The 14681-nt window shown below is 71.5% G+C and carries 13 protein-coding genes and 1 tRNA gene; 12 read left to right on the top strand and 2 right to left on the bottom strand.

Annotation, left to right across the window (positions count from 1 at the left end; translation table 11 throughout):
- Window positions 1-11: 11 nt before the first annotated feature.
- From ACEY2A_RS04155 to ACEY2A_RS04115, 9 genes are all read left to right on the top strand, one after another.
- Window positions 12-275: an HGxxPAAW family protein gene (locus ACEY2A_RS04155; RefSeq protein ID WP_374929613.1), complete on the top strand. Its 264-nt coding sequence runs from the start codon at window positions 12-14 to the stop codon at window positions 273-275.
- Window positions 272-1093 (top strand): indole-3-glycerol phosphate synthase TrpC, encoded by an 822-nt coding sequence (gene trpC / locus ACEY2A_RS04150; protein ID WP_374929612.1) that lies wholly within the window; start codon window positions 272-274, stop codon window positions 1091-1093. The genes ACEY2A_RS04155 and trpC overlap by 4 nt, the downstream gene beginning before the upstream one ends.
- Window positions 1090-2346, top strand: coding sequence for a tryptophan synthase subunit beta (trpB, locus tag ACEY2A_RS04145; RefSeq protein WP_374929611.1), 1257 nt, complete (start codon window positions 1090-1092; stop codon window positions 2344-2346). The genes trpC and trpB overlap by 4 nt, the downstream gene beginning before the upstream one ends.
- Window positions 2343-3230 (top strand): tryptophan synthase subunit alpha, encoded by an 888-nt coding sequence (trpA, locus tag ACEY2A_RS04140; RefSeq protein ID WP_374929610.1) that lies wholly within the window; start codon window positions 2343-2345, stop codon window positions 3228-3230. The genes trpB and trpA overlap by 4 nt, the downstream gene beginning before the upstream one ends.
- Before the next feature lie 13 nt (window positions 3231-3243).
- Window positions 3244-4077 (top strand): DsbA family protein, encoded by an 834-nt coding sequence (locus tag ACEY2A_RS04135; protein ID WP_374929609.1) that lies wholly within the window; start codon window positions 3244-3246, stop codon window positions 4075-4077.
- Complete coding sequence (gene lgt / locus ACEY2A_RS04130) at window positions 4074-4949, top strand: prolipoprotein diacylglyceryl transferase (RefSeq protein WP_374929608.1); 876 nt, start codon at window positions 4074-4076, stop codon at window positions 4947-4949. Before ACEY2A_RS04135 ends, lgt begins: the two co-directional genes overlap by 4 nt.
- Before the next feature lie 53 nt (window positions 4950-5002).
- The gene (gene pyk, locus ACEY2A_RS04125) at window positions 5003-6415 is read left to right on the top strand and encodes a pyruvate kinase (protein WP_374929607.1); all 1413 of its coding nucleotides are present in this window, start codon (window positions 5003-5005) and stop codon (window positions 6413-6415) included.
- Between the two features lie 31 nt (window positions 6416-6446).
- A tRNA-Leu gene (locus ACEY2A_RS04120) sits at window positions 6447-6532 on the top strand.
- Between the two features lie 40 nt (window positions 6533-6572).
- A complete protein-coding gene (locus tag ACEY2A_RS04115) occupies window positions 6573-7148 on the top strand; it encodes an ANTAR domain-containing response regulator (RefSeq protein WP_374929606.1) in 576 nt (191 codons plus the stop codon).
- A gap of 6 nt (window positions 7149-7154) precedes the next feature.
- On the opposite strand, the gene ACEY2A_RS04110 is transcribed toward ACEY2A_RS04115, so the two are convergent.
- The gene (locus ACEY2A_RS04110) at window positions 7155-7631 is read right to left on the bottom strand and encodes a PaaI family thioesterase (protein WP_374929605.1); all 477 of its coding nucleotides are present in this window, start codon (window positions 7629-7631) and stop codon (window positions 7155-7157) included.
- Between the two features lie 47 nt (window positions 7632-7678).
- Between ACEY2A_RS04110 and polA the strand changes: the two genes are divergently transcribed.
- On the top strand, window positions 7679-10393 hold the full coding sequence (gene polA / locus ACEY2A_RS04105; protein ID WP_374929604.1) for a DNA polymerase I: 2715 nt from the start codon (window positions 7679-7681) through the stop codon (window positions 10391-10393).
- Between the two features lie 85 nt (window positions 10394-10478).
- Here the strand turns inward: polA and ACEY2A_RS04100 are convergent, their stop codons facing one another.
- Window positions 10479-12173: a formate--tetrahydrofolate ligase gene (locus ACEY2A_RS04100; protein WP_374929603.1), complete on the bottom strand. Its 1695-nt coding sequence runs from the start codon at window positions 12171-12173 to the stop codon at window positions 10479-10481.
- 216 nt (window positions 12174-12389) lie between these two features.
- Here ACEY2A_RS04100 and rpsA point away from each other — a divergent pair, with 216 nt between their 5' ends.
- Together rpsA and coaE are read left to right on the top strand one after the other, a co-directional pair.
- Window positions 12390-13853 carry a 30S ribosomal protein S1 gene (gene rpsA, locus ACEY2A_RS04095; RefSeq protein WP_374929602.1) on the top strand — a complete coding sequence of 488 codons (1464 nt, stop codon included), beginning with the start codon at window positions 12390-12392 and terminating at the stop codon, window positions 13851-13853.
- A gap of 129 nt (window positions 13854-13982) precedes the next feature.
- Complete coding sequence (gene coaE, locus ACEY2A_RS04090) at window positions 13983-14585, top strand: dephospho-CoA kinase (RefSeq protein WP_374929601.1); 603 nt, start codon at window positions 13983-13985, stop codon at window positions 14583-14585.
- Window positions 14586-14681 lie beyond the last annotated feature (96 nt).

Here is a 14681-nt window from a genome sequence, read left to right as displayed (position 1 = left end):
AGAGGAACACCATGAGCCAGGCGAACACCGCCCCCCACGCCACGCAGCACCAGGCCCGCCTCCCCGAGCCGGAGGAGGTGCACGAGGACCACGGTCACAGCGTGGCCGCGTGGGTCGGCGTCACCATCATGATCATCGGCTCCATCGTCTGGACCCTGGGGATCGTGCTCGACCAGGACGTCATCATGTGGATCGGTGTGGCGCTCTCGGCCATCGGTGCCCTGGCCTGGCCGATCGGCGTGAAGCTGGGCTACGGCGGCGCATCCCACCAGTGACCCGCACGGTCCTGGACGCGATCCTCGAGGGGGTCCGCGAAGACGTCTCCGAGCGGGAGCGTGCCGTGCCGCAGTCGGCCCTCGGGTCGGTGGAGGTGGCACCGCCGCGCCCCGTGCTGGAGACGCTGCGGGCGCCGGGCGCGTCCCTCATCGCCGAGATCAAGCGCGAGAGCCCCAGCAAGGGGGCGCTGGCCAGCATCGGTGAGCCGGCCGATCTCGCCCGCGACTACGAGCGGGCCGGTGCCGCGGCCGTCTCGGTGCTCACCGAGCGCCGCCGCTTCGGCGGTTCGCTGGCCGATCTGGTGGCCGTGCGCGGCGCGGTGGACCTGCCGGTGCTGCGCAAGGACTTCGTGGTGGGGGAGTACCAGGTTCGCGAGGGCCGGGCGGCCGGCGCGGACCTGGTGCTCCTCATCGTGGCGGCCCTGGGTGACGCCGAGCTGGCCGACCTCCTGGCGCTCACCCACGAGCTGGGCATGGAGGCACTGGTGGAGGTGCACGACGAGCAGGAGCTCGAGCGGGCCGTCACCGTGGGCAGCCGCATCATCGGCGTGAACAGCCGCAACCTGAAGACGCTCGAGGTGGATCCCGCCACCCCTGCGCGGATCGTGCCGCAGGTGCCGGCCGACGTGGTGGCCGTCAGCGAGTCCGGCATCCGCACCCCGCAGGACGTGGGCACCGCGGTCGCTGCCGGTGCCCGCGCCGTGCTGGTGGGCGAGGCCCTGGTGACTGCGGACGACCCCCGTGCCGCCGCGTCGGCCCTGGTGGCGGCCGGCGCCCCCGCAGCATCCCCCCACACCCCCGGAGGTGCCTCGGCATGACCGATCTGTTCAGCCCCCAGTTCGGCGACTTCGGCGGCGCCTATGTGCCCGAGGCGCTCACGGCGGCCCTGGTGGAGCTCGACGCCGAGTTCACCCGCGCGCTGGCCGACCCCGAGTTCACCGAGCGCCTGGCCGGTCTGCACGCGACCTACACGGGTCGCCCCAGCCCCCTCACCGAGGCCACGCGCCTCTCCGAGCACGTGGGCGGCGCGCGCATCTTCCTGAAGCGCGAGGACCTCAACCACACCGGCTCGCACAAGATCAACAACGTCCTGGGACAGGTGCTGCTGGCCGAGCGCATGGGCAAGCGTCGCGTCATCGCGGAGACCGGGGCCGGTCAGCACGGCGTGGCCACCGCCACTGCGGCGGCCCTCATGGGCATGGAGTGCACCGTCTACATGGGTGCGGTCGACACGCGCCGCCAGGCCCTCAACGTGGCCCGCATGCAGCTGCTGGGCGCCGAGGTGGTGGCCGTGGAGCACGGGTCGGCCACGCTCAAGGACGCGATCAACGAGGCCATGCGCGACTGGGTGGCCAGCGTCGAGGACACCCACTACGTGCTGGGGACGGTCACCGGCCCCCACCCCTTCCCCTCGATGGTGCGCCGCTTCCACGAGGTGATCGGCAGCGAGGCGCGTGAGCAGGTGCTCGCCGCCACCGGCCGGCTGCCCGACGTGGCCGTCGCCTGCGTGGGTGGCGGGTCCAACGCCATCGGCCTGTTCTCGGGTTTCCTGGACGACCCGTCGGTGGAGCTCGTCGGATGTGAGGCCGGAGGAGAGGGCGTGGAGTCCGGGCGTCACGCCGCCCGCTTCGCCTCCGGGCGCCCCGGGGTGCTGCACGGCGCAGCCACCTACGTGCTGCAGGACGAGGGCGGTCAGACGCTGGAGACGCACTCGGTCAGTGCGGGCCTGGACTACCCCAGCGTCGGCCCCGAGCACAGCCACCTGCACACCACCGGCCGGGCCCGCTACGTGCCGGTCACGGACAGCGAGGCCATGGACGCCTTCCGTTTGCTGTGCCGCACCGAGGGGATCATTCCCGCCATCGAGTCCGCCCACGCGGTGGCGGGTGCGCTCACCGAGGCGCGCCGCCTGGGCACGGACGGCCTGGTGCTGGTGAACCTGTCCGGCAGGGGCGACAAGGACGTGGACACCGCTGCGCGCTGGTTCGGTCTGGTGGACGAGCAGGGGCGGGCGCAGCCCACCGGCGACGAGGACACCGACGACAGCACGGCCCAGGGAGTCGAGTCATGAGCAACGCACTGGAGTCCCGCTTCGCGCAGGTGGCCGCCGAGGGCCGCTCGGCCCTGGTCGTCTACCTGCCGGTCGGCTTCCCGGACGTCGAGACCTCCCGCTCGGCGATGGTGGAGGCGGTGCGCGCCGGTGCGGACGTCATCGAGATCGGCATCCCCTACACCGACCCGGTGATGGACGGCCCGGTCATCCAGAACGCCGCCGACCGCGCCCTCGAGCAGGGCGCGGGAGTGGCAGACGCCTTCGAGTGCGCCCGGGCCGTGGCGGCAGCCGGCGGCGTGCCGGTGGTGATGAGCTACTGGAACCCCCTGCTCGCCCACGGCGTCGAGGCGCTGGCCGCCGACCTGGCCGGCGCCGGCGCGGCGGGTGTGATCCTGCCCGACCTGCCCCCGGAGGCCGCCGGCTCCTGGCACGCCGCCGCCCGCGACCACGACCTGTGCACCGTCCACCTGGTGGCCCCCAGCACCACGCCCGAGCGCACCGCGGTGATCACCGCCGCCTCCAGCGGGTTCGTCTACGCCGCCAGCACGATGGGGGTGACCGGCGCCCGGACGTCGGTCTCCGACGTGGCCGCCGAGGTGGTCGCCCGGGTGCGTGCCACGACGGACCTCCCCGTGGGCCTGGGGTTGGGCGTGTCCTCAGGCGAGCAGGCCCGCCAGGTGGCAGCCTTCGCCGATGGGGTGATCGTCGGCTCGGCCGTCGTGACCGCCCTGGCCCGGGACACCGGGGTCGATCTCGGCAGTGCAGCCCCCGCGGACCCTGCTGCCCCCGCAGCCCCCGAGACCGTGGAACCATCGGCTCCCAGCGGAAAGTCAGGTTCCACGCCTACTTTCCCGCGCATGACGGCACTGGTGCAGGACATCGCCCGCGCCCTCGACCACTGATCAGGAGAGAACCATGCCCGTGGACAACAGCCCGCGCCCCAGCGGCGCCCACCGCCCCTCCGGTGCCCCCGGTGGCGGAGGTGGCGTGAGCAAGGCGCTCATCGCCCTCATCGCCGCCCTGGTCGTCGGTGCCCTGGTGGTGCTGGGCATCTGGCTCTTCGGCCAGGGTGACGAGGACGAGCCCACCGACGACACCTCCAACTCCTCCTCCGAGGCCGGTGGCGACGAGTCCGAGGGTGACGACACCGGTGGCGAGCACATGGCGGTGCCGAACGGCATGGAGGCCGAGCCGGCGGGCGTCGTGACCGGCAAGGCCGGTGGCCCGGAGCTGATCGTCTTCGAGGACTTCCAGTGCCCGCACTGCAAGACCTTCGAGGAGATGCTGGGCGACGACATCAAGCAGCGTGCCCAGGACGGCAAGATCCAGGCCACCTACTTCCCGATGACCTTCATGGACCGCGACATGGTGGACCACTCCGAGCGTGCGACCAGCGCGGCCTTCTGTGCGGCCGACCAGGACAAGTACGTGGAGTTCAAGGACCAGGTCTTCGCCAACCAGAAGGAGGACGGCTCCGGGTGGAGCGATGACGACCTGAAGGGCTACGGCAAGGAGATCGGTCTGGAGGGTGACGCCCTGTCCACCTTCGAGCAGTGTGTCCAGGACGGCACCTACCGCGAGTACGCCAAGGCGACCAACGCCGCTGCCAACGAGATGGGCGTGCAGTCCACGCCGACCATCTACCTCAACGGCCAGCGCATGGAGCTGAGCAACGAGGAGGCCTTCCTCGAGGAGCTCGACTCCGCCGGCGCCCCGAAGAAGGCCGACGCGAGCCCCAGCGCCTCGTGACCCTGCCCGCAGCGATCCCCAGCCCCACCCAGTCGGTGTGGTGGCTGGGGCCCCTCCCGGTCCGCGCCTACGCCCTGTGCATCCTCGCCGGCGTGGGCGTGGCCCTGTGGTTGACCATCCGTCGCTGGGAGCGACGCGGGGGCACCGCGGACGACGTCCTGGACATCGCGCTGTGGGCCCTGCCGCTGGGCCTGGTCGGCGGCCGGCTGTACCACGTCATCACGTCACCGGAGGCCTACTTCGGTGAGGGTGGTGACCCGGTGCGCGCCCTGTACATCTGGGAGGGGGGCCTGGGCATCTGGGGCGCGGTCGCCCTGGGTGCGGTGGGGGCCTGGCTCGCGTGCCGCAGCCGGGGGTGGTCGTTCGCCTCGTTCGCCGATGCGGTGGCCCCCGGGTTGCTGTTCGCGCAGGCCCTGGGCCGGCTTGGCAACTGGTTCAACAACGAGCTCTACGGCGGGCCGACGGACCTGCCCTGGGGGCTGACCATCCACGCGTGGAACCAGTCCGCGGGCCGCGCCCGCCTCGACGAGGCGGGTGACCCCATCGTGCTGGGCACCTTCCACCCCACCTTCCTCTACGAGGCGCTGTGGTGCGTCGCCGCCGGTCTGCTGATCCTGGCGCTGGACCGGTTGAAGGAGCTCGCCGCCGGCCAGGTGGCAGCGCTCTACCTGATGCTCTACACGCTGGGGCGCTTCTTCATCGAGATGATGCGGACCGACGAGGCCAACACCTTCCTGGGCCAGCGGATCAACGTGTGGGTCTCGCTGGTGGTCTTCCTCCTCGGCGCCTTCCTATACTGGCGGGCGAGGCGCAAGGGCGCGCCGAGTCACCGCACGGAGGTGGCCGAACCGGTGGGGTCGACGCCCCGCTGACCGGCTGCTCCCGCGACCTGCGCTCCGTGCCCGGTCCACGAAAGGCACCCACCATGCGTCGCGCCAAGATCGTCTGCACCCTCGGCCCCGCCACCACCGACGACGCCGTCCTGCGGCAGCTCGTGGAGGCGGGCATGGACGTCGCCCGGCTCAACATGTCCCACGGCACGCAGGCCGACAAGGAGGGGCTGGTCAGCACGCTGCGCAGTCTGGACGCCAACAGCGACCACGCCATCGCGGTGCTGGTGGACCTGCAGGGACCCAAGATCCGCACCGGAACCTTCGCCGAGGGCCCGGTGGAGCTGGTGGAGGGGGCCACCTTCACCATCACCACCCGGGAGGTCCCCGGCTCGGTGGACGAGGTGGGCACCACCTACCCCGGTCTGGCCGGTGACGTCAGCGAAGGTGACCGCCTGCTGCTCAACGACGGCAACATCGAGCTGCGCGCCACCGAGGTCACCGAGACCGACGTGGTGACCACGGTGGTGGTGGGCGGCGAGCTGAGCGACCACAAGGGCATCAACCTGCCCGGCGTGGCCGTGAGCGTGCCCGCGCTGAGCGACAAGGACGCCGACGACCTGCGCTGGGCGATGACCCAGGAGGTCGACGCCATCGCCCTGTCCTTCGTCCGCACCGCCCAGGACGTCGAGTCCGTGCACGCGGTGATGGACGAGTTCGGACGCCGCATCCCGGTGATCGCCAAGATCGAGAAGCCGCAGGCGCTAGAGAACCTCGAGGAGATCGTCGAGGCCTTCGACGGCATCATGGTGGCCCGCGGCGACCTGGGGGTGGAGATGCCGCTGGAGGACGTCCCCGTGGCCCAGAAGACGATGGTGGAGCTCGCCCGCCGGCGTGCCAAGCCCGTCATCGTGGCCACCCAGGTCCTGGAGTCGATGATCTCCAACCCGCGCCCCACCCGCGCCGAGGCCTCCGACTGCGCCAACGCGGTGCTCGACGGCGCCGATGCGGTGATGCTCTCGGGGGAGACCTCCATCGGCGAGTACCCGGTGGAGTGCGTGGAGGTGATGACCCGCATCATCACCTCCACCGAGGAGCTCGCGCTGCACCGCATGCGGCGCCTGACCGACATCCCGCAGACCGTCACCGGGGCGGTCACCCGGGCGGCGGTGGAGGTGGGGCACGAGATCGGGGCCGCGGCGTACGTCGCCTTCACGACCACGGGCTCCTCCGCCCGGCGTCTGGCTCGCACCCGCGCGGCGGAGCCGCTGCTGGCCTTCACCCCTGATCCGGCCGTCCGCCGTCAGCTGGCGCTCACCTGGGGCATCCAGACGGTGCTGGTGCCGCAGGTCGACGGCATCGAGGAGATGTTCCGGCAGGTGGACCACGCGCTGGCGGCCGACGACCGCTTTGCGGACGGCGACCGGGTCGTGGTGGTGGCAGGGACCCCCATCGGGGTGCCGGGGAGTGTCAACACGATGCGGGTGCACGCCCTGAGCAAGGACTGAAGCCCCACCGGTATGCTGGCCCGCGCTGCTCGCCGGGGTGGTGGAATGGCAGACACGGAGCACTCAAAATGCTCTGCCCGCAAGGGCGTGCGGGTTCGAGTCCCGCTCCCGGCACCAAGGCCCCACGGGGCACCCACCGAGGATTGGACAGGGCCCGATGCGGATCGTGGTGGCGGAGGACGAGGCGGTCATCCGGCTGGACCTGGTGGAGATCCTCACCGAGCTGGGCCACGAGGTGGTGGCGCAGGTGGGGGACGGTCGGGCCGCCGTGGAGGCCGCCCGTGAGCACCGTCCCGAGCTGGTGGTCATGGACGTGAAGATGCCCGTGCTGGACGGCATCACCGCCGCCGAGGAGCTGGGGAGGGACTCCGTCTGCCCGGTAGTGCTCCTCACCGCCTTCTCCGATGCGGACCTCGTCTCGCGGGCCGCGGAGGCCGGGGTGCTCGCCTACGTCACCAAGCCCTTCGGCCCCAGCGACCTCGCGCCCGCCCTGGCCGTGGCCCGGGCGCGCTTCGAGCAGGTTGCCGCCCTGGAGTCCGAGGTGGCCGACCTCACCGAGCGGTTCGAGGCACGCAAGGACGTGGACCGCGCCAAGGGCCTGCTGCAGAAGCAGCTGGGCATCGACGAGACGCAGGCCTTCCGGTGGCTGCAGAAGACGGCCATGGACCGGCGGTTGTCGATGCGGGAGGTGGCGCGCGCCGTCATCGAGCAGATGGGCGCGGCCTCGGGCTGAGGCCCGTCAGGCCCGGGGGTTGTTCAGCAGCGAGCAGGTGAGCCGCGAGCTGCAGACGCGCTTGCCCGCATCGTCGGTGATGATGATCTCGTAGGTGGCCGTCGTGCGGCCACGGTGCACCGGGGTGGCCACGGCGTGCACGGAACCCTCACGCACCGCCCGGTGGTGCGTCGCGTTGATGTCCACGCCCACCGCGGCCCGGTCTGGACCGGCGTGCAGGGCCGCCGCGATGGAGCCCACCGTCTCGGCCAGCACCACGCTCGCCCCACCGTGGAGCAGGCCGTAGGGCTGGGTGTTCCCCTCCACCGGCATCGTGGCCGCCACCCGGTCGACGGTGGCCTCGGTGACCTCGATCCCCATCCGTACCGACAGGGCCCCCGGCCCTGCGGAGAACACGCGGGCCATCTCCTGGTCGGCCGCGTCTGCCGCGGTCTGCTCCCCCTGGGGGTGGGGCTCACGGGGGCAGGGGGTGGGCTCGCTCACGGTTGCTCCTTCGTCGGCTGTCGGTGTCGAGGCTTAGGCTGCCATGCGTGACTCGCCTGCTGCTGCTCGACGGACACTCGCTCGCCTACCGCGCCTTCTTCGCCCTGCCCGCGGAGAACTTCTCCACGGCCACCGGCCAGCACACGAACGCGGTGTACGGGTTCACCTCCATGCTCATCAATGTGCTGCGCGACGAGCAACCCACCCACGTGGCGGTGGCCTTCGACCTGTCGCGGCAGACCTTCCGCACGGAGGAGTACGCCGAGTACAAGGCCGGGCGGGCCAAGACCCCGGACGAGTTCGCCGGGCAGATCTCGCTGGTGCAGGAGGTGCTCGACGCGATGGGGATCGCTCACGTGAGCAAGGAGGGCTTCGAGGCCGATGACGTCATCGCCACCCTCACCACGACCGGCCGCCGCGAGGGCATGGAGGTGTTGATCTGCTCGGGTGACCGGGACGCGCTGCAGCTGGTGGACGAGCAGGTGACTGTGCTCTACCCGCGCAAGGGCGTCTCCGACCTGGCACGGATGACGCCCGATGCGGTCCAGGAGAAGTACGGCGTGCGGCCCGAGCGCTACTCGGACCTCGCGGCCCTGGTGGGGGAGAGCGCCGACAACCTGCCCGGTGTGCCCGGGGTGGGTCCCAAGACGGCCGCCAAGTGGCTGGGGCTGTACGGAGACCTGGGCGGGGTGGTGGACCACGCCGACGCCATCAAGGGCAAGGCGGGGCAGAGCTTCCGCGACCACCTCGACCAGGTGCTGCGCAACCGCCGGCTCAACCAGCTGGTCACCGACGTGGAGCTGCCGCTGACGGTGCAGGATGCGGGCTGGGAGACCTTCGACCGCGAGAAGGTGCACGAGGTCTTCGACGCCCTGGAGTTCAGGGTGCTGCGCGACCGCATGTTCGAGTACCTGGGCACCGAGGGAGCCGAGACCACCGAGTCGCTCGAGGTCGACGCCGAGGCCATTCCTGCCGGCGGTCTGGCCGGCTGGCTCGCCGACCGCCGCGACCAGGTGCTGGGACTGGAGGCCGTGTTCCCTGCGCCGACCTCGGTGGCCGGCCGCCACCGCACCGAGCCCACCGGCATCGCGCTGGCCGGAGAGGGCGCCACGGGCTGGTTCGAGCTGGCGGGGCGCACGCCGCAGGACGAGGCCGCGTTGGCCGAGCTGCTGGCGCAGGGTGTCGACCGCCTGGTGGTGCACGACGTGAAGCGCCTCATGCACGGCCTGGGGGTCCTCGGCTTGAGGCTCGACGCGGTGTCCGTGGACACGGCCCTGGCGGCCTACCTGGTGCGCCCGGACCAGCGCTCCTACGACCTGGCGGACCTGTGCCTGCGCCACCTGCAGCGGGAGCTGCCCACGGCGGAGGACGCCGATGCACCGGCGGCCCTCTTCGACGCCAGCGAGGTGGAGGGCGCCATCGACGGCCTGACCACGGCGGCCCGCAACGCAGCCCTGCGTGCGGTGGCCGTGCGCGAGCTGGCGCCGGTCCTGGCCGAGGACGTGGACGGCATCGAGGCGTCGGGGCTGGCCCGGGACCTGGAGCTGCCGTTGGCACGCCGGTTGGTGACCATGGAGGCGCGCGGCATCGCGGTGGACTCCGAGCGCCTCGCGGCCCTGGAGGGCGAGTTCGCCGACCAGGTGGCCCAGGCGGCGGCGGACGCCCACGCGGCCATCGAGGACGACACGGTGAACCTCGGCTCGCCCAAGCAGCTGCAGGAGGTGCTCTTCGAGCGCCTGGGGCTGCCCAAGACCAAGAAGACCAAGACTGGGTACACCACGGACGCCGACGCCCTGGTGTGGCTGGGTGCCCAGGCCGAGGAGGGCTCGGTCGCCGAGCGCTTCATGGCCGCCCTGCTGCGCCACCGTGACGTCACCCGGCTGCGCTCCACCGTGCAGGGACTGCAGAGGGCCGTGGACGACGACGGCCGCATCCACACGACCTACCAGCAGACCATCGCGGCCACGGGGCGTCTGAGCAGCGTGGACCCCAACCTGCAGAACATCCCCATCCGCACCGAGGCGGGCCGCCGCATCCGCGAGGCGTTCGTCGTGGGGCAGGGCTACGACCACCTCATGAGCGCCGACTACAGCCAGATCGAGATGCGGATCATGGCCCACCTCTCGGGCGACGAGGGCCTCATCGAGGCCTTCCGGGCGGGGGAGGACCTCCACAACTACGTGGGGTCCAAGGTCTTCCAGGTGGAGCCCGGGGAGGTCACGGCCGAGATGCGGGCCAAGGTCAAGGCGATGTCCTACGGCCTGGCCTACGGGCTGTCCTCCTTCGGCCTGTCCAAGCAGCTGGGCATCACCCCGGCGGAGGCCTCGGCCCTCATGGACGAGTACTTCGCTCGCTTCGGCGGCGTGCGGGACTACCTGCGGGCGGTCGTGGACGAGGCACGCAAGGTCGGTCACACCGAGACGATGCTGGGGCGTCGCCGTCCGCTGCCGGACCTCAGCAGCACCAATCGCCAGCGCCGGGAGATGGCCGAGCGGATGGCGCTGAACGCCCCCATCCAGGGGTCCGCAGCGGACGTCATGAAGCTCGCCATGCTCAAGGTGGAGGACGCCCTGGACGCCCAGGGGCTGCGCAGCCGGGTGCTGCTGCAGGTGCACGACGAACTGGTCCTGGAGGTCGCCGCCGGCGAGGGCGAGGCCGTGGAGGCACTGGTCCGCGAGGCCATGGGCAGCGCGCTGGACCTGGACGTGCCGCTGGACGTGAGCATCGGCACCGGACGCTCCTGGCACGACGCCGCCCACTGAGCCCCGTCCGGCAGGGAGCCCCGGCACGCGACCGGGCCCGCAGGAGGTGCTCCTGCGGGCCCGGTCGTGGTGGGTGCGGTGCGGCTCAGAAGAGGCCGACCACGTTCCCCTCGGCGTCGATGTCGATGCGCTCGGCGCCCGGGTGCTTGGAGAGCCCCGGCATGGTCATGATCGAGCCGGCCAGCGCGTACACGTACCCGGCACCGGCCGCCAGGCGCACCTCGCGGATGGGCAGGGTCCACCCGGTGGGGGCGCCCTTGAGGTTCGGGTCATGGCTCAGCGACATCTGGGTCTTGGCGATGAGCACCGGCAGGTCGCCGTAGCCCTGCTCGGTGTACTGCGCCAGGGCCTTGCGGGCTGCGGGCTCGAAGCTCACCCCATCGGCGCCGTAGACACCGGTGGCGATCTTCTCGATCTTGGTGTCCAGCGGGTCGGTGAGTTCGTAGGTGGGGGTGAAGGAGGTCTCCTCCTCGCACGCCTCGGCCACCACGCGGGCGAGCTCCCGCGCGCCCTCGCCGCCCTCGGCCACGTGGGTGGAGACCGCCACGCGGGCGCCCTCCTCCTCGGCGATGCGGCGGATCACGTCGTGCTCGCTGGGGTGGTCGGTGGGGAAGGCGTTGATGGCCACCACCGGCTGCACGCCGAACGAACGGATGATGGACAGGTGCTTGCGCAGGTTGGGGGCGCCGGCCTCCACGTCCTGCGGCCCCTCGGCCAGCATCTCCGGCGGCAGCTCCTTGCCCAGCTTCACCTGGAAACGGTCCGAGTGGGCCTTCAGGGCGCGGACCGTGACCACCACGACGGCGGCGTCGGGGGTGAGCCCGGCGGCGCGGCACTTCACGTTGAAGAAGCGCTCGGCGCCCATGTCGGCCGCGAATCCGGCCTCGGTCACCAGGAAGTCACCGGTGCGCGAGCCGATGCGGTCGGCCACCACCGAAGAGTTGCCGGTGGCGATGTTGCCGAAGGGGCCGGTGTGGATGAGGGCGGGGGTGCCCTCCAGGGTCTGCAGCAGGTTGGGCTTCAGCGCGTCCCGCAGCAGCACGGCCATCGCACCGGCGGCCTTGAGGTCCTCGGCGGTCACCGGCTCACCGGCCTTGGTCCAGCCCACCACGATGCGGCCCAGCCGCTCGCGCAGGTCGGCCAGCGAGGTGGCCAGGGCGAGGATCACCATCACCTCGCTGGCGGCGGTGATGTCGAACCCGGACTGGCGGGTCACGCCGTCCATGGGGCCGCCGTTGCCCTCGATGATGGCGCGCAGCGCACGGTCGTTGATGTCCAGCACCCGGCGCCACTCGACCTTGTGGATGCCCAGCTCGTTGCCGTGGTGGAGGTGGTTGGAGACCATGGCGGCCAGGAGGTCGTGGGCGGCGGTCACCGCGTGGAAGTCGCCGGTCAGGTGGAGGTTGAGCACCTCCATCGGCACCACCTGCGAGTAGCCACCGCCGGCGGCGCCACCCTTGATGCCGAAGACGGGGCCCAGCGAGGGCTGGCGCAGCGCCAGCACGGGGGAGTGGCCCTCCTTGGCCAGCCCCTGGGCGAGGCCCACCGCGGTGGTCGTCTTGCCCTCACCGAAGGGAGTGGGCGTCACGGCCGTGACCACCACGTACTTGGCCTGCGGACGGTCCGCCAAGCGGTCGATGGCGGCGAGGTCCACCTTGGCCACGTGGTGGCCGTAGGGCTCCAGCTGGTCGGTGTCGAGGCCCATGTCCTGCGCCACCTCGAGGGGGCTGCGGAGCTGGGCGTCACGGGCGATCTCGATGTCTGAGGGCAGAGGCGTCATGCCGCCATCCTGCCCCACGGTCCGGTTTGGGTGCCACGGGTCGCACAGGTAGGATTGCGGGGCGCGTCCCGTGTGCGGGTCGCGTGGTACCTGTCCATCCGGGCCCTCGGGCACGATCGGCGGGCCGCTGTCGTGGGATCTCCACGGCATCTCCACGGCCCGGACCACCGCTCGCGAGGGTCCCATCCCAACTGTCCACATCGGAGTTCCTACTACATGACTTCCACCCCCACTGCTGCTCCTGTCGCTGACTTCGCGTCGCAGGAGGAGCTGCTCGCCGCCATCGACGAGACGATGAAGAACTTCGACGATGGCGACATCGTCGAGGGCCAGATCGTCAAGGTCGACCGCGACGAGGTGCTGCTCGACATCGGCTACAAGACCGAGGGCGTCATCCCGTCCCGTGAGCTGTCGATCAAGCACGACATCGACCCCGACGAGGTCGTCGTCGTCGGTGACACCGTCGAGGCCCTGGTCCTCCAGAAGGAGGACAAGGAGGGTCGTCTGATCCTGTCCAAGAAGCGCGCCCAGTACGAGCGCGCCTGGGGCACGATCGAGCAGATCAAGGAGGACGACGGCGTCGTCACCGGTTCGGTCATCGAGGTCGTCAAGGGTGGCCTCATCGTCGACATCGGCCTGCGTGGCTTCCTCCCCGCCTCCCTGGTGGAGATGCGCCGCGTGCGCGACCTCCAGCCCTACGTGGGCCAGGAGATCGAGGCCAAGATCATCGAGCTCGACAAGAACCGCAACAACGTCGTGCTCTCCCGCCGCGCCTGGCTGGAGCAGACCCAGTCCGAGGTCCGCACCTCCTTCCTCAAGGAGCTGCAGCGCGGTCAGGTCCGCCCCGGTGTGGTGTCCTCCATCGTCAACTTCGGTGCCTTCGTGGACCTGGGTGGCGTCGACGGCCTGGTGCACGTCTCCGAGCTGTCCTGGAAGCACATCGACCACCCGGGTGAGGTCGTCGAGGTGGGCCAGGAGGTCACCGTCGAGGTGCTGGACGTCGACATGGACCGCGAGCGCGTCTCCCTGTCGCTGAAGGCGACCCAGGAGGACCCGTGGCAGCTGTTCGCCCGCACCCACGCCATCGGCCAGATCGTGCCGGGCAAGGTCACCAAGCTGGTGCCCTTCGGTGCGTTCGTGCGCGTCGAGGACGGCATCGAGGGCCTGGTGCACATCTCCGAGCTGGCCGAGCGTCACGTGGAGCTGCCGGAGCAGGCCGTGCAGGTGGGCCAGGAGGTCTTCGTCCGCGTCATCGACATCGACCTGGAGCGTCGCCGCATCAGCCTCTCGCTGAAGCAGGCCAACCAGGTGGGCACGGACATCGAGGACTTCGACCCGACCCTCTACGGCATGGCCGCCGAGTACGACGAGCAGGGGAACTACAAGTACCCCGAGGGCTTCGACCCGGAGACCAACGAGTGGCTCGAGGGCTACGACACGCAGCGTGAGGCCTGGGAGAAGGAGTACGCCGAGGCGCACGCCCGCTGGGAGGCCCACCGCGCGCAGATCGAGAAGGCCGCGCAGGAGGACGCCGAGGCCGCCTCGGCCCCGGCTGCGTCGACCTCCTACTCCTCGGGCGGCCCGTCCGAGGACACCACGGCCGACACCGGCATGGGTGAGGGCACCCTGGCCTCCGACGAGGCCCTGGCCGCCCTGCGCGAGAAGCTCACCGGCAACTGAGGTCCGGCGCCCCGGCGCCACCCCGGTCCGTCACAGGCCCCCGTCCCGCATCCGCGGGGCGGGGGCCTGGGTCGTCTCCGGGGGAGGTTGGGCTCCGACGGGCTGGGCCGGCCGTCCTACGCTGGGCGCATGACACGCATCGCACTGACCGGTGGCATCGCCGCCGGCAAGTCCACCGTCGCCCGACGTCTGACCGAGCTGGGGGCCACCGTCATCGACGCCGACCTGCTGAGCCGGGAGGTCGTTGCTCCGGGGACCGCGGGTCTGGCCGCTGTGCGCGAGCGCTTCGGTGAGCGGGTGATCGGGGCCGATGGGGCACTCGACCGCCCCACGCTGGGCGAGATCGTCTTCTCCGATGCGGGAGCGCGCCGTGATCTGGAGGGCATCATCCACCCGCGCGTGCGGCAGCGGGCCGCCGAGCTGGCCGCTGCGGCCCCCGCCGACTCCCCGGTGGTGCAGGACATCCCGTTGCTGGTCGAGACCGGTCAGGCGGAGGACTTCGACCTCGTGCTCGTGGTGCAGGCACCCCGGGAGCAGCGGGTGGAGCGGATGGTCACCGACCGGGGGATGACGGCCGAGGAAGCCGCCTCCCGCATCGAGGCGCAGGCCACCGACGACGAGCGGGCCGCGGCGGCGGACGTGCTCCTGGACAACTCCGGAACCGTCACCGAGCTGCTGGCCCAGGTGGACCGGGCGTGGCACGAACAGGTGCTTCCCCGCATCGAGGACTGAAGGGGCGCGCGCCCCGGTGATCAGGGAACGCTGGGCGCCGGGCACGACGAAGGGGCCGCCTCCCGATGTGGGAGGCGGCCCCTTGGCGCACCCGGC

This window comes from Kytococcus sedentarius (assembly GCF_041937525.1).
GTDB lineage: Bacteria > Actinomycetota > Actinomycetes > Actinomycetales > Dermatophilaceae > Kytococcus > Kytococcus sedentarius_A.
Note: the sequence above shows the minus strand (reverse complement) of the source record. Positions and strands in the feature narration are given on the sequence as shown.